General features: G+C 62.9%; 21 protein-coding genes. 14 read left to right on the forward strand and 7 right to left on the reverse strand.

Features of this window, described 5'->3' with window-relative positions; translation table 11 throughout:
- The 9 genes from AB4Y32_RS37090 (at position 1) to AB4Y32_RS37130 (ending at position 8,271) form a co-directional block, all read left to right on the forward strand.
- Complete coding sequence (locus AB4Y32_RS37090) at positions 1-1,737, forward strand: GspE/PulE family protein (protein WP_368726039.1); 1,737 nt, start codon at positions 1-3, stop codon at positions 1,735-1,737.
- The gene (locus AB4Y32_RS37095; protein ID WP_368726040.1) at positions 1,718-2,659 is read left to right on the forward strand and encodes a hypothetical protein; all 942 of its coding nucleotides are present in this window, start codon (positions 1,718-1,720) and stop codon (positions 2,657-2,659) included. The genes AB4Y32_RS37090 and AB4Y32_RS37095 overlap by 20 nt, the downstream gene beginning before the upstream one ends.
- Entirely contained in the window at positions 2,656-3,186 is a 531-nt protein-coding gene (locus tag AB4Y32_RS37100; protein ID WP_368726041.1) for a hypothetical protein, read from the forward strand. The genes AB4Y32_RS37095 and AB4Y32_RS37100 overlap by 4 nt, the downstream gene beginning before the upstream one ends.
- A gap of 11 nt (positions 3,187-3,197) precedes the next feature.
- Positions 3,198-3,764, forward strand: a complete 567-nt coding sequence (locus AB4Y32_RS37105) for a hypothetical protein (RefSeq protein WP_368726058.1) — start codon at positions 3,198-3,200, stop codon at positions 3,762-3,764.
- Complete coding sequence (locus AB4Y32_RS37110; protein WP_368726042.1) at positions 3,761-4,369, forward strand: hypothetical protein; 609 nt, start codon at positions 3,761-3,763, stop codon at positions 4,367-4,369. Before AB4Y32_RS37105 ends, AB4Y32_RS37110 begins: the two co-directional genes overlap by 4 nt.
- A gap of 98 nt (positions 4,370-4,467) precedes the next feature.
- The gene (locus AB4Y32_RS37115; protein WP_439899894.1) at positions 4,468-6,687 is read left to right on the forward strand and encodes a secretin N-terminal domain-containing protein; all 2,220 of its coding nucleotides are present in this window, start codon (positions 4,468-4,470) and stop codon (positions 6,685-6,687) included.
- 3 nt (positions 6,688-6,690) lie between these two features.
- Positions 6,691-7,236 (forward strand): type II secretion system protein, encoded by a 546-nt coding sequence (locus AB4Y32_RS37120; RefSeq protein WP_368726044.1) that lies wholly within the window; start codon positions 6,691-6,693, stop codon positions 7,234-7,236.
- Positions 7,237-7,258: 22 nt separating this feature from the next.
- The gene (locus tag AB4Y32_RS37125) at positions 7,259-7,651 is read left to right on the forward strand and encodes a type II secretion system protein (protein WP_368726045.1); all 393 of its coding nucleotides are present in this window, start codon (positions 7,259-7,261) and stop codon (positions 7,649-7,651) included.
- A 71-nt stretch (positions 7,652-7,722) separates the two neighbouring features.
- Positions 7,723-8,271: a type II secretion system protein gene (locus AB4Y32_RS37130; RefSeq protein ID WP_368726059.1), complete on the forward strand. Its 549-nt coding sequence runs from the start codon at positions 7,723-7,725 to the stop codon at positions 8,269-8,271.
- 7 nt (positions 8,272-8,278) lie between these two features.
- On the opposite strand, the gene AB4Y32_RS37135 is transcribed toward AB4Y32_RS37130, so the two are convergent.
- Positions 8,279-8,482, reverse strand: coding sequence for a hypothetical protein (locus tag AB4Y32_RS37135; protein ID WP_368726046.1), 204 nt, complete (start codon positions 8,480-8,482; stop codon positions 8,279-8,281).
- A gap of 89 nt (positions 8,483-8,571) precedes the next feature.
- On the opposite strand from AB4Y32_RS37135, the gene AB4Y32_RS37140 reads away from it, so the two are divergent.
- The 3 genes from AB4Y32_RS37140 to AB4Y32_RS37150 all read left to right on the forward strand — a co-directional run bounded on the left by AB4Y32_RS37140 (position 8,572) and on the right by AB4Y32_RS37150 (position 12,750).
- Complete coding sequence (locus AB4Y32_RS37140) at positions 8,572-9,957, forward strand: sigma-54 dependent transcriptional regulator (protein WP_368726047.1); 1,386 nt, start codon at positions 8,572-8,574, stop codon at positions 9,955-9,957.
- A 604-nt stretch (positions 9,958-10,561) separates the two neighbouring features.
- A complete protein-coding gene (locus AB4Y32_RS37145) occupies positions 10,562-11,605 on the forward strand; it encodes a glycosyltransferase family 2 protein (protein WP_368726048.1) in 1,044 nt (347 codons plus the stop codon).
- A 140-nt stretch (positions 11,606-11,745) separates the two neighbouring features.
- On the forward strand, positions 11,746-12,750 hold the full coding sequence (locus tag AB4Y32_RS37150; RefSeq protein ID WP_368726049.1) for a Gfo/Idh/MocA family protein: 1,005 nt from the start codon (positions 11,746-11,748) through the stop codon (positions 12,748-12,750).
- Between the two features lie 67 nt (positions 12,751-12,817).
- Here AB4Y32_RS37150 and AB4Y32_RS37155 read toward each other — a convergent pair whose 3' ends face one another.
- Genes AB4Y32_RS37155 through tauA form a run of 3 tightly spaced genes read right to left on the reverse strand, consistent with a single transcriptional unit; the run spans position 12,818 to position 15,523 of the window.
- Positions 12,818-13,678, reverse strand: a complete 861-nt coding sequence (locus AB4Y32_RS37155; protein ID WP_368726050.1) for an ABC transporter permease subunit — start codon at positions 13,676-13,678, stop codon at positions 12,818-12,820.
- Between the two features lies 1 nt (position 13,679).
- Positions 13,680-14,462, reverse strand: coding sequence for a taurine ABC transporter ATP-binding protein (locus tag AB4Y32_RS37160; RefSeq protein ID WP_368726051.1), 783 nt, complete (start codon positions 14,460-14,462; stop codon positions 13,680-13,682).
- A 50-nt stretch (positions 14,463-14,512) separates the two neighbouring features.
- A complete protein-coding gene (gene tauA / locus AB4Y32_RS37165; protein WP_368726052.1) occupies positions 14,513-15,523 on the reverse strand; it encodes a taurine ABC transporter substrate-binding protein in 1,011 nt (336 codons plus the stop codon).
- Between the two features lie 254 nt (positions 15,524-15,777).
- On the opposite strand from tauA, the gene AB4Y32_RS37170 reads away from it, so the two are divergent.
- On the forward strand, positions 15,778-16,338 hold the full coding sequence (locus AB4Y32_RS37170) for a carboxymuconolactone decarboxylase family protein (RefSeq protein ID WP_368726060.1): 561 nt from the start codon (positions 15,778-15,780) through the stop codon (positions 16,336-16,338).
- A 38-nt stretch (positions 16,339-16,376) separates the two neighbouring features.
- Positions 16,377-17,213 carry a helix-turn-helix domain-containing protein gene (locus AB4Y32_RS37175; protein ID WP_368726053.1) on the forward strand — a complete coding sequence of 279 codons (837 nt, stop codon included), beginning with the start codon at positions 16,377-16,379 and terminating at the stop codon, positions 17,211-17,213.
- Between the two features lie 32 nt (positions 17,214-17,245).
- Here AB4Y32_RS37175 and AB4Y32_RS37180 read toward each other — a convergent pair whose 3' ends face one another.
- From AB4Y32_RS37180 to AB4Y32_RS37190, 3 genes are all read right to left on the reverse strand, one after another.
- Positions 17,246-17,962 carry a GNAT family N-acetyltransferase gene (locus AB4Y32_RS37180; RefSeq protein ID WP_368726054.1) on the reverse strand — a complete coding sequence of 239 codons (717 nt, stop codon included), beginning with the start codon at positions 17,960-17,962 and terminating at the stop codon, positions 17,246-17,248.
- Between the two features lie 108 nt (positions 17,963-18,070).
- Positions 18,071-18,364 carry a muconolactone Delta-isomerase family protein gene (locus tag AB4Y32_RS37185; protein ID WP_368726055.1) on the reverse strand — a complete coding sequence of 98 codons (294 nt, stop codon included), beginning with the start codon at positions 18,362-18,364 and terminating at the stop codon, positions 18,071-18,073.
- A 188-nt stretch (positions 18,365-18,552) separates the two neighbouring features.
- The coding region (locus AB4Y32_RS37190; RefSeq protein ID WP_368719971.1) for a type II secretion system protein GspG at positions 18,553-18,668 on the reverse strand (116 nt) is incomplete at its 5' end.

Genomic DNA, 18,668 nt, shown 5'->3' on the forward strand with positions numbered 1-18,668 from the left:
ATGGACACGGCGAGCATCGCGAACGGAATCGACGGCACAGGCAGCGTCGATCTGCGCGACGCGTTGCGCGTGCTCGCCGAACGGCATGGCTCGGGCGTGCGCGCGATCGAGGATCTGCTCTCGCAAACAGCGGCGAGCCAGGATGAAGTGCTCGCGCGGCTCGCCGCGCAATGTCACATGCAGCCCGTCACGATGCAAAGACTGAACGGCATGCAGCCGGACTTCGATATCGTGCCGTTCGTCGAAGCGACGACGCGTCTGTGCATCTGCTTTCGCGATTCCGATGAAGGTGATACAGAACCACGCCACGGCCTGCTGTTCGTGATCGCCGATCCGCTCGACCGGCGCACGCGCGGCAGCATCGAGCAGCGCATGCGCGCGCGGCCCACGGTGCCTTATCGCTGGGCGCTCGCGAGCGTCGGCGATATTACCGCGTGGCTCGCGGTGCGCGAGAAAGACGTGCGTGCGATGGACTCGCTCGCGCTCGACCAGACGAGCCAGCATGCCGTCGATCCCGCGTCGCTCGCGTTGACGCTGCAAGGCATCAGCAGCGACGACAGCGCCGTCGTGCGTCTGCTCAACTCGACGATCTACGACGCGCTGAAGATGATGGCGAGCGACATTCACCTCGAATGCCGCGCCAACGGGCTGATGATCAAATGCCGCGTCGATGGCGTGCTGACGGTGGTCGGGCGCGCCGAAGGACGAGATGTCGCCGATCAGGTGCTGTCGCGCGTGAAGGTCATCTCCGAACTCGATATCGCCGAGCGGCGCGTGCCGCAGGACGGGCGCTTCAAGGCCGTCTACGCGGGCCGCGAAATCGACTTCCGCGTGTCGATCATGCCGAACCAGTTCGGCGAAGACGCGGTGTTGCGCATTCTGGACCGCTATCAGCTTTCGCAGGCATCGGGTGGGCTCACGCTCGAAGCGCTGGGATTTCAGCACGAAGACACGCGCTTCATGCGCACGGTCGCCGCGATGCCTTACGGCATGCTGCTCGTGACCGGACCGACGGGCAGCGGCAAGACCACGACGCTCTACGCGATCCTCACGGAGATCAACGACGGCCTCGAAAAAATCGTGACCATCGAGGACCCTGTCGAGTACCAGTTGGGCGACATCCTGCAGATCCCCGTCAACGAGGCGAAAGGGCTGACCTTTGCGCGCGGCCTTCGCTCGATTCTGCGTCACGACCCCGACAAGATCATGGTCGGCGAAATCCGCGATCCGGAGACGGCGCAGATCGCGGTGCAGGCGGCGTTGACGGGCCACCAGGTCTTCACGACCGTGCACGCGAACAACGTGTTCGATGTGATCGGCCGCTTCACGAACATGGACGTCGATCCGTACAGCTTCGTGTCGGCGCTCAACGGCGTGATTGCGCAGCGGCTGTTGCGGCAGTGCTGCCCCGATTGCGTGACCGAGGATACCGTCGATGCCGACACGCTCGCGCGCTCGGGCATCGATCCCGATTCGGCGGGCGGCTATCTGTTCCGGCGCGGCACGGGATGCGCCGCGTGCCGTGGCAGCGGCTATCGCGGGCGCCGTGCCGTCGCGGAGGCGCTGCGCATGGACGATGAACTTCGCCAGCTGCTCTCGGAGCGCGCGCCGCTCACGCAGATCAAGGCAGCCGCATTCCGCCGGGGCATGAAGACGCTGCGCGGCGCGGCCGTGAAGCTCGTGCAGAAGGGCGAGACGACGCTCGAGGAGATCAACCGTGTCACCATGGTCGAATGATTCCCGCGGCAGGGCTGTCAACGTCGGCATCGGCACGCGCGAGATTGCTGTGAGTCCGCGCGCGTCGCGATCGTTGCATTGGGGGCGTTTTCGCAAGACGGCGCCGGCGAGCGAGCCGCGCAGCGTGCTGATGCCCGACGCGCAGCGCTTCACGGAGACGGGCGTTTTCGACGCCTTGCGCGCCGCGCTCGATCCGTCATCCGGCGACGCCGCGCCGCCCGCAAAGCAGGCGCCTTCGCGAAACCGTGGCGCGCACATCGTGCTCGACGACTTCTGGGGCAATCACGCGATATTGCGCGGCGACTTCCGCACGCTGCGCACGCGTGAGATCGACGAGGTCGCGCGCGCGCATTTCGTCGATACGTATGGCGTCGACGCCGAAGCGATCGTCGTGCGCGCCTGCGTGCAACGCGGAGGCCGCGCGGTGTTCGCGAGCGCGTTGCCGCGCACGCTGGTCGATGGCATCCGCGCGACGGGCACGGCGGCGGGCGTCGATGTCGAGGCGCTGAAACTGTGCCTGCCGGAAATGCTCAATCGCACGCTGAACAAAGTCCCTCGCGCAAACGCGATGCTCGTCTTCGCTGCCGATGCGCTGATGCAGGCCGTGCTGATCGAAGCGGGCCACTGGGTCGGCTATGACGCGCAGCGTCTCTTCGATGGCGACGCGGATGATCCCGCGCGGATCGCCGCGCTCGCGGAGCAGGCGTTCGAGCATTGCGCGGAAGGGTCGAAGGCGAGACGCCAGGACTGCGCGCTCGGCCTGTACGGTTTCGATGTCGATCACGCGTCGCTGGAGGCAGGCTTCGCGAGCGTGACCGTGCTTGTGTCGTCCGCTGCGGACACAGCCAATGAGAGGGGCAACGAGGCAAGCCGCATGACAGCCCCGAGCTTCGCGTGCCGTCTGCTGGAGTACGCGAAATGATCGAGCCGCTTCGCATCGACTTCGCTCGCAACCGGCCGCGACTTGCGCCGGCGGGGCTCGTCGTGCTGGGCGTTGCCGTCGTGCTGTTGCTCGCGAGCGGCATGCTGCTGTGGCAGGCCTACGACGACAACGGTCGCGTCCAGGAGCGGGTCGAAGAAGCGCGGCACCGGCTGTTCGCCAAGACACATCACGCCAGGGCGCAGGCCACGCCCGCCGCGATGCATGCGGAAAAACAGACCCTCGCGGTATTGCGCGAGCTGACCGTGCCGTGGCAAGACCTGCTGTCGATCCTCGAAGACTATCCGGACCACGACGTCGCGCTGATCGGCATCGACCACAATCCCGTGCAGAGCCAGATACGCATCACGGCGGAAGCGAAGAACTTCGACGCGATGATCGCGTACCTGCGCTACCTGCAATCGAGCAAGCTGCTGCGCGAGGCCGTGCTCAACGATCACGAGATCGAAGCCAACGTTCCGGGTACGCCTGTCCGGTTTCAGATCACGGCCGTATGGAGCCGGTCATGAACGAGCCGCTCATGACCGCCGATTCCGTGCGCGAGCGCCTTCTGACCTTGCGCTTCGAGCTGGTGCGCCGCTTCGGCGTGCCGGGACTCGCGGGCGTCGTGTTGCTGTGCGCGGCGGCCGTCGTGGCGAATGGCGCGATGCGCATGCAGGCCGGTACGCGCGATCTGTCGAATGAAGTCAGCCCCGCGCGAGCCGCGAAGAAACCGGACGTTGCCGGCGATGCGCGCGCATCCACCGACGCAGCGATGCTGGAGACCCTGCCCGATCTCTTTCCGCGCTTTGTTCATAGCGCGGACGACATTGCGGCGATACTCGCGCGTGCCAGCGAAAACAAACTGACCGTCGGTTCCGCCGAATATCTCGTCGTCGCCGACTCAGGCGGACGATACGTCCGCTATCAGATGCTGCTGCCCGTCAAGGATCAGTACGGCGCCATCCGACGTTTTCTTGCGGCGGTGCTGAACAACCTGCCGAACGCGGCATTGCGCGAGATACACGTCGAACGGCCCGCCGTCGACGGCAGCGTCCTCGATGCGCGGGTCCGGTTCGAACTCGTCTACGGGACGGCGAGGCCATGAACACGAACCTCGTTCGCCGCGGCGTGCTCGGCCTGTGCCTGATCGCAACGATCGCACTCTCGGTGAAGGAGTGGCGTGCGTCGCAAGGTTCGGCGGCGATGGCGGCCGTGAATCCCGCACGCCGTGGGGCAATGCTGCCTTCATCGTCCGCGCGCGACGCGGCGAAAGCGCACCGGGCGAAGGCGCCGGGAAAAACGGCAAGCGCAGCGAGCACGGCCGCGCCGTCCCTATCGCATGCAGCGGATACGTCAAGCGAAAAACTCGCGGCATTGCGCAAGCCCATGTCGCTCGAATCGCGCAACAACCCGTTTGCCGCCTCGTCGTGGCTGCCGCCGCCGCCTCCCGTGGTGCAGGCGCCGCCCGAGCCGCCGCCGCCGCCGACCGCGCCGCCCGTGCCTTATGTGTACCTCGGCAAGCTGGATGGGTCGACGCTCAAGCCGCGTGTATTCCTGAGCAGCGGCGACCAGTTGCTGATCGTGTCGCAGGGCGAAATCGTCGATGGACAGTATCGCGTGGAGTCGATTTCCGACGGCGATATTGTGCTGACCTATCTGCCGCTCAATCAGAAGCAGGTGATCTCCATACCAGGGGAAGGAAAACAATGACAGCCGCATGCAGCCGCGATGGGTGCCGCAACGGGGACAGCGGCTCGCCGACGCGCTATCCGCCCGATCCAGCGTCCCCCACGCGCCGTTCGCGAGGCGTGCCTCACGTGAAGCGGCAGGCCGCGTGCATCGCGCTGGCCGTGCTGGCGCTGGGCGGCTGCGTGACGCAGCCCGCAACGCGCCAGAGCGATCCCACCAACGCGCAATTGCAGATCGACTATCTGCGCGACCGCGACGCTCGCGTGAATGCGCTGCTCGACGACGCGGAAGCGTATCGCGCGAGCTACCAGTACGACCTCGCCGCGCAGAAGCTCGGCCAGGCGTACCAGATCGATCCGACGAGCGAGCGCGGCCGCAAGATCGGTGCCGCGGTCGACCGCGACCGGCGCGATCTCACCGCCTTGCAGGAAGCCGACCGCATGATGCAGCGCGGCTCGTACACGCTCGCGGAACAACGCGTGCATCGCGTGCTCGCGCAGAACCCGACTAATCCGATGGCGCAGCAGATGCTCAAGGAGATTCAGGACAAGCGCAATCAGCAGCGCGCGCTGAAGGAGGAGAAGATCGCCGCGTCGTCGATCATGCGTACGCCTGTCACGCTGCAGTTCCGCGATGCCAACGTGCGCATGGTGTTCGAAGCGCTATCGAAAACGACGGGCCTCAATGTGATTTTCGACCGCGACGTGCGCGCCGACCTGAAGACGACGATCTTCGTGACGAACGCGACGCTGCAGGACACCGTCGACATGATCCTGATGCAGAGCCAGCTCGACAAGAAACAGCTGAACGCGAATACGCTCTTCATCTATCCGGCGACACCTGCAAAAGAACTCGAATATCAGGAGCTGAAGGTGCGCACGTTCCAGCTGTCGAACGTCGATGCGAAGCAGATTCAGGGCTTGCTCAAGAGCCTGCTCAAGCTCAAGGAAGTCGTCGTCGACGAGCGCGCGAACACCGTCACGATACGCGGCACGCCCGATACGATCCGCGTGGCCGAGGAGATGATCGCCGCGCAGGATATCCCCGAGCCCGAGGTGATGATGGAAGTGCAGGTGCTCGAAGTCTCGCACGACCGCATGACCGACCTCGGCATCGAATGGCCGAATACGTTCACGATGGCGACGCCCGCGACGGCCAATACATGGGGCGAGCTGCATCATTTGCCCATCAACGCGCTGAACGTGAGCGGGCTGTCCGCGACGGCCAACTTCAAGCTGAGCGACACCGACGCGAACCTGCTCGCCAGTCCGCGCATCCGCGCGCGCAACAAGGAAAAGGCGCGCATCCTGATCGGCGACAAGGTGCCCGTGATCTCGAGTTCGAGCACGCCGAGCACGAGCGGGCCGTCCTATACGCAGATGGTTCAGTACCTCGACGTCGGCATCAAGCTCGAAGTCGAGCCGCAGGTCTATCGGGACGGCGATGTCGGCATCAAGCTGAACCTCGAAGTGAGCAACATCACGAAGGTGATTCAGAGCGATAGCTCGCAGGCGGGGCTGACGACCCTCGCGTATCAGATCGGCACGCGCAATGCGTCGACGAGCCTCCGCTTGCGCGACGGCGAAACGCAGATTCTCGGCGGGCTGATTTCCGATCAGGACCGGGAGACAGCCGACAAGGTGCCCGGCCTCGGCCAGTTGCCCGTGCTCGGACGGTTGTTCTCGAATCACAACGGCGATCACGTGAAAACCGAGATCGTGCTCCAGATCACGCCGCATATCGTGCGTCCGCAGACAGCCGCCGATGCGGATACGCAGGAAGTATGGTCGGGCACCGACGTCAACGTGCACGCGGACCAGTTGCGGCTCGATCCCGTCGTCGCGGAACTGGAGCCGCCTGCACCGAGCCCCGTGATCCGCAAGCCGGGCAGCGTGGGTGGGGGCACGACGGGAGGTGCGGCCGCCACGCCGCACAGCAGCACGCAGAACCGTCCGCAGACGTCGCCGCCCGCCAGCGCGTTTGGCCAGCCGCCCGTGCAGCCGCGTACGACGCCGCCACCGCAGCCTTACGGCGGGCGCTATTCGACCTTGCCCCCGCCGCCCCCGCCTGCGCCGGGCGGAGCCGCGCCGCCCGCCAACGAAGGCGCGCCGCCGCCTGCCGGGCAGGGCGCGGGCGAGGCGCCGGCGGGCGGAGAGAACGCCAATGCCGGCGCGCCGTCGAACGCTTACGCCGCGCCGTCGAGCGCTTACGCCGCGCCCGCTGTGCAGGGGGCGCCTCCGCCACCGCCCGCGCCTGCGCCGCCACCGATGCTCGTGATGCCGCCTGGCGACATGCCCAGCGACAACCCGCTGCGCTCGATACAGAACGGAGGGTACTAGACGATGTTTCGCGTCACGCGTCCCGACCGCTTGCGCCGCGCGCATCGAGCGGGGCAGCGCGGCTTCACGCTGATCGAACTCGTGGTCACGCTCGCGCTTGCCGGCATCCTCGCGCTTGCCATCGTGCCGTTTTCTCAACTGATCGTGCAGCGCGAAAAAGAACAGCAGTTGAGCGCGGCATTGCGTGAGATCCGTACTGCGCTCGACGCATACAAGGAAGCGAGCGACACGGGGCTGATCGAACGGGAAGCGGAAGCGTCGGGCTATCCGCCGTCGCTCACTGTGCTCGTCGATGGCGTGAAGAACGTCAAGGACCCCAAAGGCGGGCTGCTGATGTTTCTGCGCCGCGTGCCGCGCGATCCCTTCTTTACGGGCGAGCCGGATGCGCCGCCCGAAGACACCTGGAACGTGCGCGCGTTCGGCGAGCCGCCTGCGCGTGCCGATGGCGCCGATCCGTCCGCGCCCGGCACGGCGGGCAAGGACGTGTTCGATGTCACGTCGAAGTCGGATCGCGTGGGCATCAACGGCATTCCCTATCGACAGTGGTGAGTGGACAGTGGTGAGCGCGATCATGAAAGGCAACGCCATGCGCCGGCTTTGCGCCGGCTTCACGCTGATAGAACTCGTCGTCGTGATGGCGATCATCGGCCTCTTGCTGACCATCGCGCTGCCGCGCTACATGCATAGCATCGATCGCGGCAAGGAGCAGGTGCGTGCGCAGAATCTCGCCGTGATGCGCGATGCAATCGACAAATACTACGGCGACAACGGCGTGTATCCGGACACGCTCGACGAGCTTGTTACGCGCCATTATTTGCGCGCGATTCCCGTCGATCCTGTGAACGGCGACGACAAGTGGGCGGTCGTCGCTTCGCCGGACGACAGCAAGCCGGGCGTCTACGATATCCTGCCCGCAAGCAGCGCGCAGGGCGCGGCGTCGGATGCGGCGGGAGCGGGTCAGTGAGCTTCGTCGCAACGCGCGGCCGCGGCGGACGTCCGTCGAGATCGCACGCCGCACGCGAACGCGGCCTCGTGATGCTGACACTGCTGATAGCGTTGATGCTGCTTTCCATCGCGCTGATGGGCGCGCTCGACGTATGGTCGTTTCAACGCAAACGGGAAACCGAACAGCAGTTGCTGTTCGTCGGCAACCAGTACCGTCTCGCGATTCTGCGCTATTACCGCGTAGGACGTGCGTTGCCCGCATCGATCGACGATCTGCTCAACGACACGCGCTTTCCCGAGCCGCTGCATCATCTGCGGCGCGCGTACGCCGATCCCGTCAGCGGGCAGAACGATTGGGTCTACCTGTACGAGGCCGGCCGGATAGCGGGCCTGCACAGCAGTTCGACGGACGCGCCAATCAAGCGTTCGCGTTTTCCCCGGCAGTTCGAGGACTTCGAAGGGCAGCAGACCTATGCGGGCTGGCAATTCTTCTACATGCCGCCGATGCCGCGCTCCAACTCCAACCTCGATGGGCATTCCAGGAAGCCGAGACCGGGCTCGCCGGATGCACCATTCGATCCGATGAACGATGGCCTGACGCGTTTCACGCCGCGCAGCATGGGCACGTCGAACTGGTGATCGCAATTCAATCGGTATCAAGCTCATTGAAATGCGGCTTTAAGCATTCGAGCAACGTAGAATTGACGTCCGTATTCCATTCCTGACTCGCTTCGCGCGCGCATCCTCGCTTTGTTATGCGGTCTACCGCACAGTTCTCAAGCGATTTAGTCGCAAGAGCGCCTTCTTTCACGGAATAAGAAAAAGATCTTAAGGCGTTCTTCAGCTTCATTAGCCGACACTTCCTTTACAGCGCATTTCTCTTTGTTATCGAAGCGATCAGTTTTCCTTTCTAGTTCGGTCCGGCCGGAGAGGCTTCATATGGACGCGGTGACGAGAAAGCTCTATCACGTTTGCCGTGGCAACCGCGCGCTGCCCGACGCGGTGCTGCCGCACAGCGGGTGGAGAATCGACAGGATCGACGTCGGCGCGCGAACGAGACATCGGACACGGCTTGAAGCAGGAGGGGGCGGACTGATCGATTTTGCGTCGATGAAGTTTCCGCGTGACATGGAAGCGCTCACTGAGGTGATCGCCGCACGCGATGTGGGCTGGGTTGCGGCGTTGCGGCCCGAACAACTCGAAGACAATGCGATCCGCTCGCTCGTGCGGGGCCGCTGCATGAGCTACATCACGCTGCCTACGACAGCCGACGAGCTCGGACATGCGGTAGGGCACGCGCGCGGCATGTGCTCGCTGGCGGAGCCGGTGGCCGCTCATCCGTGGACGGTGACGGATGGCGAGATGGTGGGTTCGTCCGAGGCGATGCTCCGGCTCTTTCGCACGATCCGCAAGGTTGCGATATGCAACGCGCCCGTGCTCATCCAGGGCGAGTCGGGGACGGGCAAGGAACTGACGGCGCTCTCGATTCACCGCTATTCCGCGCGGCGGCATGCGCCGTTTGTCGCGATCAACTGCGGCGCAATACCCGAGCATCTCGTCATGTCCGAACTGTTCGGCTACGAGCGTGGCGCATTCACTGGCGCGAACGAACGTAAGACGGGACGCATCGAAGCGGCGAGCGGCGGTACCGTCCTGCTCGACGAGATCGCCGATCTGCCGATGAAAAGCCAGGCGAGCCTCTTGCGGTTCTTGCAGGAACAAAGCATCGAGCGGTTGGGCTGTACGGGCTCGATCGACGTCGACGTGAGAATCGTCTGCGCGACCCATGTGGACCTGAAGCAGGCGACGCTGGACGGCCGATTCCGGGAAGATCTCTATCATCGGCTGAGCGTGCTGCAAATCGACGAGCCGCCGCTGCGCGCGCGGGGTGCCGACGTCGAGCTATTGGCGCGGCATTTGCTCGATCAGTTGCGCGCGGATTCGCGTCGCCGGATTCGTGGCTTCTCCGACGACGCGATCCGCGCGATGCGCGCGCACGATTGGCCTGGCAATGTCCGCGAATTGCGCAATCGCGTGTGGCGCGCTGTCGTGCTGTTCGACAATCCGGTGATTACGGCGAGCGACCTGGGGCTTGCGCACTATGTGGGCACGCGTGCCGTATCGCTCGATCAGGCGCGTCGCCGCGCTGAACAGCTGGCAGTCGAAAGGGCTCTGATACGCCATCGCGGAAGGGTCGCGGATGCGGCGCGCGAACTCGATATTTCGCGCGTCACGCTGTACCGGCTGCTCGAATCGTACGGGTTCGATATTGCGGCTTTTCTGAGCGTCATACGTGCTGATGTTCCGTTGACAACGGCGCGATAGTCAGCGCACTGTGTGAGAGACAGTCGCGAGCGGACACGCGTATTTCTTGGCACTAGTCTTTGGCGCGGCGTGAAAGCAAGTGCCATTCCCGAATAAAAAAGCGCGAGGCCGCGCAATGCGCACCGACGCAAGCTGCATCGCAAGGCGCTCCAGCGCCGCGCATACGATGCAGGTCTCCCCGACATCGTGCAATGTCATCGCACGGACATGGGCGTTCATTTCAGCGCCGCATGAAAAACAGGCGCGAATGTCTGAAAGGAAGTCGCAAAACGTTGAGGTTCTCGATAGCTCGCCGTAAGGCCAGATGCTACTCTTCATAGCTATGACTCACACGTTTCCGATCGGCTTTGCGCGTCGTTGGCGGTTGTTATGCGCCCACGCGGAAGGGGACATCTAAGGTGTTCTGTACAACTTCGGTCCGGTAGACGCGCTGCACTGGAGGCAGTCGAGCGGACGTATCCGGCTTTTCATCGCCATTTCGCTCGCTGAACCTTCCTTCACATCTGGCAATCGCGGCGGGCTTGATCCCCCGCAAGGCGGCCGCGAACGTTGAGCAGCTTTACGCGACCGCCACATCTTGCAACCCTGCTTCAGGACCGGGACGATGAGCTTAACGGATGAACACACGACTTCAAGGAGCCCTCCACGCGAATTCGAGCGAATCGAAGAACGCGACAAGAAGCGCTTGAGCATACCTGCGCAGGCGCATGTTCCCTCTGTCACTGTGGTCATGGCCAATTTCAATGGAGAGAACTGGATCGGAGAAGCCATCGAGTCGGTCCAGAGACAGAGTCTGGTGGACTGGGAACTCATCGTGGTGGACGATGCGTCGACTGACGCGAGCGTGAAGATCGTCCGCGCCGCCGCCGATAGCGACCCACGTATCGTCCTGCTGACTTCGTCGTCCAACGCTGGGCCATCGGTCGCACGCAATCGCGCGCTGAAGTGTGCGCGAGGACGCTGGGTCACAATCCTCGACAGTGACGACGCGTTCGCGGAAGGACGCCTCGCGTCCCTGCTTGCCAGGGCGGAGGCGGACGGCGTAGGGATTGCAGCGGACGACTTGCTCATCATGAACGAGAGCGGCTCGCTCACGGGACACTCGCTGCTCGACCTTACAACCTCCAGGACTTTCGATGCGGTCGCGCTCGTCAACGCGCCGCACCTCGGCTATCTCCAGCCCATGATCAAGGCTGAGCTTTTAGGGGAGCTTCGTTATGACGCGCGGGTTCGCTCTGCGGAAGACTTCGATCTTCTATTGCGCGTGTTGGTGAGGCACGATGTGCGAATGGTTGTCTATCCGGCGATGGGTTATCACTATCGCCGACGTGGTGGTTCGCTTTCCACTGACAAGTCCGCGGATCGACGAGCGCTCCTCGGCATGCTCGACGCGAATGCCCGCTTTCGCGCGTCGCATGCCCTGTCCGGCAGGCTGGCCGACGCATGTGCGCATAGGCATCGATCGCTCGAAACCTCGCTTCGCTGGCTCGATGTCACCGAGGCGATTCGTGAAAGGCGCTTCGCGGCTGCCCTCAGGCACACAATAGATCATCCCCGAGTTCTGGGTTGCGCGGTGCAATTCGTCAAGAAGCGCGTTTATCCTCTGGTATTCAGAAGCAATCGCCGTGTTAAGACTTTAGGGTTGTGAGCAAAGAATCGAGCAGGACAGCATTCTTCCCGCGATGATGTTCCTTTTGTGGCACGTCGAAAAATGCCGAGGGCGCAGAACCAAGTTGTGGGTGCGCTCGTTCAGTCCATTCTCACGTACGGAATTCGAAAGGGCATGTCATGGCAAAAGATGCAGTTGTCTGGGGAATCTTGGGCACGGCAAAGATCAACGACAAGGTTGTCGTGCCCATGCATAAAGCGCCGAAGTGTCGCGTAAAGGGCATTGCGTCGCGAGATCCGCAGAAGGCTCGGGAAGCCGCGGCGAGCTACGGCCTTGCTGTCGCGTATGACAGTTACGAGGCACTGCTGGCAGACCCGGAAATCGACGCGGTGTATATCCCATTGCCTAATCACATTCACATGGAATGGACGATCAGGTCCGTCGAGGCCGGCAAGCACGTCCTGTGTGAAAAGCCGATCGGGCTGGATGTTCGGCAGGCTGAGCGCCTCATCGCCGCGCGCGACAAGAGCGGCCAATACGTACAGGAAGCATTCATGGTTCGCACGCATCCGCAATGGCTCAAAGTGCGAACCTTGATCGAAGAGGGCGCCATCGGCGAATTGCGGGCAGTGACGGGAGGCTTTACCTATTACAACACCGACCCGCACAATATCCGCAACCAGAGCGAACTTGGCGGCGGCGGTCTTCTGGATATTGGTTGTTATCCCGTCACGACTTCACGCTTCATTATCGGGCGTGAGCCAAAGCAGGTCGTCGCGCTGATGGAGCGTGATCCGACATTTGAGGTGGACCGGCTTGGCTCCGTGTTGATGGACTTCGACGGTGTGCAGGCGAGCTTCTTTTACTCCACGCAGATCCACAATTACCAGCGCATGCAGTTTCACGGTACCACGGGCCGCCTGGAGGTCGAAATTCCGTTCAACGCACCGAATGATCGACCGACACGTCTGTTACTGAGTGAACGCTCAAGCGCAGGAGTCGACACGGAACGCTGGCTGGAACTGCCGGTGTGCGATCAATACGGCGTGGCGGCAGCAGTGTTCGCGGAAGCAATATTGAGCGGAGGACCACAGGCCATTCCCCTTGAAGACGCACGCTCGAATATGCGGGTGATCGATGCTGTTTTCCGCTCGGCCCGGTCGGGCTGTTGGGTGAGCATTTAGGACAGTCAAAGCTCGTGTGAATGAGCGCGGTCCCGAATGCCGCGTTGCGCCCTCGATGACCGCCCTGTCAGTTCTCCGCGTGCCACGGAGTGAGCTTGCGTTGCAGCCATCGCAGTCCCAGTTCCAGGACCAATGCGATGGCGCCGATCACCAGAATCCCCGCAATCACGACGTCCGTGACGAGGAAGCGGGAGGCGGAGTAGACCATGAAGCCGAGTCCGCGCGTTGCGGCGATCAGTTCGGCGGCGACGAGCGTCGACCATCCGGCGCCGAGCGCGATTCGCAAGCCCGTCAGGATTTCGGGCATCGCGCTTGGCAACACCACATGGACAAGCAGCTTGAATCGCGTAGCGCCGAGCGACGCGGCGGCGAGCAACCGGCTTTTAGCGACGCGGCTGGCACCCGACGCCGTCGTGATCGTCAGCGGCGCGAAGATGGTCAGGTAGATGAGCAGCACCTTCGATAGCTCGCCGATGCCAAACCAGATCACCATCAACGGCAGATACGCAAGCGGCGGAACAGGGCGATAGAACTCGATCACGGGGTCGAGCGCGCCGCGCGCTATCTTGCTGGCCGCGATTGCAAGTCCGGCGGGGATGGCCGTAACGAGCGCGAGTACGAACGCCAGCGCGATACGCGAGAGACTGGCCTGCAGATGCTGCGTGAGCGTCGCGTCATCGAAGCCGTCCGTCCACAACTGACCCAGCTTGCGGACGATTGCCTCGGGCGTCGGCAGCAGTACGGGAGGAAACCATTCGAGATGACTCGCAAGCCACCACGCCGAGAGCAGCGCCAGCACGGTAATCAGTGTTGCAGCATGTCCGGGATCGATTCGAACGATGCGGGTGCGCGCATGTGCGGACGTGAGTCGGGACTCGTCGGCAAGGTTCGACGTTGGGCCTGCGTGGCTGTTCTTGAGCGATGACATGTCAAGCCTCCTGCGTCTCGCGCACGAGCTGATCGAGTAGTTGCATGTGAATCGCCGTGAACTGCGGGTCCATGCGAATGGAACGGACCGGCTCGCCGGCTGCGTAACGTCGCGCGAAATCGAGCCGATGCCGCTGCACGACACGTCCTGGACGAGGCGAGAGAATCAGCAGTTCGGTGGCGAGCAATACGGCCTCCTCGATGCTGTGTGTGATCAGAAACACACCCTTGCCGGTTGCTTGCCATACGTCGAGCAGCAGTGTCTGCATGCGTTCGCGCGTCAACGCGTCGAGTGCGCCGAGAGGCTCGTCCATCAGCAGGAACGACGGATCGGCGGCGAGCGCGCGCGCCAGTCCCACGCGTTGGCGCATGCCGCCCGAGATCTCGTTGATTCTATGATGCTCGAACCCATCGAGCTTCACGAGCCGCAAGACTTCCGCCGCGCGCGCATTGCGCGCCGCACGGCTGACGCCGCGCATCCGCAGTCCGAAGCCGACGTTGCCCAACACATTCAGCCATGGCATCAACGCATCGTCCTGGAACACCACGCCGCGATTCGCGTCGGGTCCGCACACGGGTTTGCCATCGCTCGTGACGCGGCCGGACGTCGGCGCCTGGAAGCCGGCGAGCAACGACAGCAGCGTGCTCTTGCCGCATCCGGATGCCCCGAGTGCGACGACGATTTCTCCACTGCGCACCGACACGGACGCGTCTTGCAACGCGGTCAGCGGGCCGCGCGCCGTTTCGTAGATAACGGTGGCGTGATGTGCGCTCAGTTCAGCCATGATTTGCGCGCTGTCCTGTCTTGTCAAAGAGCTTGGGTATTGCGATACCGTTACTTCGACGTAGCAGCCGCTGTCACGAAGCGCGTCGTGACGGCAGCGCTGTAGTCAGGCAATGTCTGGTCGATTTTCTTTTGCTCCTGGAGAAAGCGCGCTGTTGCTGCCACGGCTTTTGCTGTTCCTCCGCCAAGCAGCGTCGGCGCTGCCTGTTCGGATGCAATCGGATAGACATTGCCCGCGAGCAGTTGCGGCACGTCCGACGCGTTTGCGCCGCTAAGCCTTGAAATGGCTGCGACCTGCTTCGAGCCCGAAGTCCATGTCTTGCCGTTTGCCCGATAGTCCGAAATGGCGTTCAACGTAACGGACACAAACTTCGCGACGAATTCCGGATGTGCCTGCGTGAAGTCCTTGCGCACGGCCCAAAGATCGAATGTCGGCGCGCCCCACTTTCCGACTTCCGTCGAATCGACGAGGACGTGGCCCGATTCCTTGGCCTTGCCGAGCGCCGGGTCCCACGTATAGGCCGCGTCGATGTCGCCGCGCGCCCATGCCGCGATGATTTCAGTGGGTCCGAGATTGACGATGCGAACCTGATCGGGCTTGATGTCCCAATGCTTCAACGCCGCGAGCAGACTGTAATGGCTGGTCGACACGAAGGGCGTTGCAATCGTCTTGCCGACGAGATCCTGCGGCTTGTCGATATGCGCGCCATTGCGCGCAACGAGTGCTTCCGAGCCTCCCGTCAACGCATTCAGCACGACTGCTTCAATCGGCACGCCACGGCTCACGGCGGCCGAGAAGGGACTCGAGCCGACATCGCCGATCTGGATATCGCCGGAAGCGAGTGCGGCTACGATGTCCGCGCCCGTGTCGAAGCGCCGCCAGTTGATCGTCCAGCCCGTTGCCTTCTCATACGCTGCACTGGCCTGAGCGAGCTTTGCAGGATCGGCGCCGTACTGATAGGCGATATTGACGGTGTCTGCTCGCGCCGCGGTGCCATGGATGAGCAATGTTGCCAGCACTGCGTTCGCAGCGATAGCCTGGACGAAACGTTTAATGTTCATGGAAGATTTCTGGGCAGTTGGAGATGGAAGGAGGTTAGCGCGTGGAGAACCGGCCGCGAACCAATGAATCGTCAGTTGCATATGCGGCTCGAAGCATTGCTGCGCGTAGTCGTGCGGTGGTTCTATTCCACGCTCGCTTCTTTGGAAATGCCGCGCGGCGATTACATCCGATGTAATTGGAGTACTGCACGACGTTCTCTACTCTTTGGCTGTCGCGCCACCATTCCGGTGACGCTCACCGCCAAGGAGATACCATGTCCACCAGCTATCCCGTTCATACGATCGAATCGGCGCCTGCACAATCGAAGCCCGTGCTCCGGCAATTGCAAGAAGCTTTTGATCTGATTCCGAACATCGCGGCCGCAATGGCTACATCGCCGGTATTGATCAACGGCTTTATCGGCCTGTTCGAGCGCGTGCATGCGAGCAGTTTGACGGAGCCGCAGATCCAGACGTTGCTCCTGACCAACGCGGTCACGAACGCCAGCGAGTGGCCCGTCGCGTTTCACACCGCACTCTCATTGAAGCAGGGTGTACGCCGCGCCGATGTCGATGCGATCCGGCATGGCGAATTGCCTGATGACGCCGGACTCGCCGCGCTGTCAATGCTGGCGCGCACGCTGATCGAAAAGCGTGGCCGCCTTGCCGATGCGGACCAGCGGCGTTTCTTTGAAGCCGGATTCAGCGCCGAGCAGCTGTTCGAAGTCATTGCGGTGGTGGCGGCATCGACTATCACGAACTATGTCGCCAGCGTGACCCGGCCGGACCTCGAAGCACCGTTCGAGGAGTTCGTCTGGCGTGCGCCTATCGCGTGAGTCCGCTATAGTCGTGCGCGTTGATCGGGGGAAATCCAATGAATGTGACCAGCCGCGATCGGAACACGCTGCCGGGCGAACTTGGCAGCTTGTTGCGCTATTGGCGCGATGTGCGCGGCGTGAGTCAGCTCGATCTGTCGCTCGACGCAGGTATCTCGCAGCGGCAAATCAGCTTCATTGAAAGCGGGCGCAGCGTGCCGGGCAGGGAGACCTTGCTGACGCTCGCGCAAACGCTCGATGTGCCGCTGCGCGAGCGCAATGCACTGCTGCTCGCGGCAGGATACGCGCCCATGTATTCGGAGGCGCCGTGGAACGCGCAGGAGATGCACAGCGTGATCGGCGCGCTCGAGCGTGTCGTTCGCCGGCACGAACCGTTTCCCGCGATCGTGATGGACCGGCACTGGAACGTTCTGATGACCAACGACGCAGCGCCACGCTTTTTCAACTGCTTCATTGACATGGCTTCGCGCGAAGGCCCGCGCAACATGCTGCATCTGATGTTCGATCCGCAGGGGATGCGTCCGTATCTGGCCGACTGGGACACCGTTTCGCGCAGCCTGTTGCAGCGGGTGTACCGGGAGTCGGTGGGTCGGGTGATCGACGGCGATACCGCGCGTCTGCTCGACGAACTGCTCGCGTATCCCGATGTGCCGCGCGATTGGAAGAGCTGGCACGCGCCCGCCGCCGCGCCCGCGATGCCGATGATTCCGCTCGGTTTCGCGAAGGACGGAGCCGTGCTTCGATATTTCTCGATGGTCACAAGCGTCGGAGCACCGCAAAACGTTGCTGCGCAGGAACTACGCCTCGAATGTATGTTCCCTGTCGACGATGCAACGGAAGCGCGCCATCATGCGATGCTCGCAGCGCATTCATAGAAACATTGCGCGGATTGCAGAGGTTCGCGCCGCTAGCTTCGCACGCGGTCGAGCCCGGTGAGATGCAGCTCACGCCTGTCGATAAACCCCAGCGTGCGGTAGAGTGAAATTGCAGTCAGGTTCGAGGCGTAGACGTGCAGAAAAGGCGTCTCGCCTCGCGCAGTGATGGTTGAGATCAGCAGCCCCATCAGGCTCGCGGCATAGCCTCGCCCGCGAAACGCCTCGTCCACGCAGACAGCGCTGATCTCCGTGAATCCATCGAGCCTCATGCGCTCGCCCGCCATCGCGACCAGCTCGTCCTGACTGCGAACGCCAAAATAAGATCCGAGTTCGATGGTGCGCGGACCAAACGGGCCAGGCCTGGTCGCGGTGGTCAGCGCGAGCATCTCGGGAACATCGGCAACGGCCAGTCTCACGTGCTGCAATTCATCCCGTCGATCGAGCGTGCCTTGCCAGATCATTTGCAGCACGACGACGCGCCTTGTGACGGAAAAGCCGGGCGGAGGAACCACCTCGTCCGTCGTGACCAAAGTAACGGGACCTTGCGCCTCGATGAGAGAACGCAAAGCTGCAAAGGATTCAGGACTGTAGCCGGCCATCGCGGCAAACGGCGCGACGTCGGCCTGATAGCGGATTGCCCCGCTATTGCCGAGTGAAAAGCGTTGATGCGTCGCGACGAGCGCGTTCCATACTACGTCGTCGAGCGGATGAATTCCGCTCGCGTTCCTATTCGCTTCTGCTTCGAACATCGCTTTCTCCATCGAGGCGTGGGCAGCGCTTCCGCTCGCTCTTCCAGGCGTTCGATCATTGCGGCGCTGATTGCCCGGACTATGATGACGTCGACGCTGCGCCATCATTTACTTCTTCTGAATCAGGCGGCCCAGCGGCGCGAGCGGGCCGACAGGCGTCAGTTCGAACGTCATGAAGCCGCCTTCCGTCAGCGGCAGTTCGTCCACTGTCGCCTTCGCTTCATCGATCGACTCGACGTCCATCAGAAAGAACACGCCGGGGCGGTCCTGGCGAAACCAGAACTGCTCGATCTTTCCGTCGAGATAGAGCTGGAGGGTATGGGGGACTTCCTTCGCCATGAGTTGCGGCTGTTGTTCCGCAGTGGGCGGGGTGGTGATCGTTCCGACAGCAAAAACCTTCACAGTGATCTCCTTTCGATGTTTCGTTGCAGTGTGCAACGGAGATCACTCTAGCTCTCGGGTCCGGGAAGCGATATCGTCGTAAATGACAACTTTGGGGGCATTTGCGCCATGCAGGCGATGTGCGCGGCCTGCGCATGGCGCACGCGTTGCGTGCTTTGCCCCGCGACTAAAAGAATTTTAAACGACGCCTACTGCCACGAGCCGACGTCGGCATCGTTGCCTTCGCCGCCCGGCTTGCCGTCCGCGCCGTAGCTGAACACGTCGATCTCGCCGTGCACGCCCGGATTCAGGTACTGATACGTAT

It is taken from the genome of Paraburkholderia phymatum (genome assembly GCF_040965635.1).
Taxonomy (GTDB): domain Bacteria; phylum Pseudomonadota; class Gammaproteobacteria; order Burkholderiales; family Burkholderiaceae; genus Paraburkholderia; species Paraburkholderia phymatum_B.

What these genes read in the sequence shown, in the direction of transcription:
- AB4Y32_RS37110 (WP_368726042.1), top strand. Translation starts at nt 3,761, where the DNA reads ATGAACACGAACCTCGTTCGCCGCGGCGTGCTCGGCCTGTGCCTGATC.
- AB4Y32_RS37105 (WP_368726058.1), top strand. Translation starts at nt 3,198, where the DNA reads ATGACCGCCGATTCCGTGCGCGAGCGCCTTCTGACCTTGCGCTTCGAG.
- AB4Y32_RS37130 (WP_368726059.1), top strand. Translation starts at nt 7,723, where the DNA reads ATGCTGACACTGCTGATAGCGTTGATGCTGCTTTCCATCGCGCTGATG.
- AB4Y32_RS37100 (WP_368726041.1), top strand. Translation starts at nt 2,656, where the DNA reads ATGATCGAGCCGCTTCGCATCGACTTCGCTCGCAACCGGCCGCGACTT.
- AB4Y32_RS37120 (WP_368726044.1), top strand. Translation starts at nt 6,691, where the DNA reads ATGTTTCGCGTCACGCGTCCCGACCGCTTGCGCCGCGCGCATCGAGCG.
- AB4Y32_RS37170 (WP_368726060.1), top strand. Translation starts at nt 15,778, where the DNA reads ATGTCCACCAGCTATCCCGTTCATACGATCGAATCGGCGCCTGCACAA.
- tauA (WP_368726052.1), bottom strand. Translation starts at nt 15,523, where the DNA reads ATGAACATTAAACGTTTCGTCCAGGCTATCGCTGCGAACGCAGTGCTG.
- AB4Y32_RS37180 (WP_368726054.1), bottom strand. Translation starts at nt 17,962, where the DNA reads ATGTTCGAAGCAGAAGCGAATAGGAACGCGAGCGGAATTCATCCGCTC.
- AB4Y32_RS37155 (WP_368726050.1), bottom strand. Translation starts at nt 13,678, where the DNA reads ATGTCATCGCTCAAGAACAGCCACGCAGGCCCAACGTCGAACCTTGCC.
- AB4Y32_RS37160 (WP_368726051.1), bottom strand. Translation starts at nt 14,462, where the DNA reads ATGGCTGAACTGAGCGCACATCACGCCACCGTTATCTACGAAACGGCG.
- AB4Y32_RS37125 (WP_368726045.1), top strand. Translation starts at nt 7,259, where the DNA reads ATGAAAGGCAACGCCATGCGCCGGCTTTGCGCCGGCTTCACGCTGATA.
- AB4Y32_RS37090 (WP_368726039.1), top strand. Translation starts at nt 1, where the DNA reads ATGGACACGGCGAGCATCGCGAACGGAATCGACGGCACAGGCAGCGTC.
- AB4Y32_RS37145 (WP_368726048.1), top strand. Translation starts at nt 10,562, where the DNA reads ATGAGCTTAACGGATGAACACACGACTTCAAGGAGCCCTCCACGCGAA.
- AB4Y32_RS37175 (WP_368726053.1), top strand. Translation starts at nt 16,377, where the DNA reads ATGAATGTGACCAGCCGCGATCGGAACACGCTGCCGGGCGAACTTGGC.
- AB4Y32_RS37150 (WP_368726049.1), top strand. Translation starts at nt 11,746, where the DNA reads ATGGCAAAAGATGCAGTTGTCTGGGGAATCTTGGGCACGGCAAAGATC.
- AB4Y32_RS37135 (WP_368726046.1), bottom strand. Translation starts at nt 8,482, where the DNA reads ATGAAGCTGAAGAACGCCTTAAGATCTTTTTCTTATTCCGTGAAAGAA.
- AB4Y32_RS37140 (WP_368726047.1), top strand. Translation starts at nt 8,572, where the DNA reads ATGGACGCGGTGACGAGAAAGCTCTATCACGTTTGCCGTGGCAACCGC.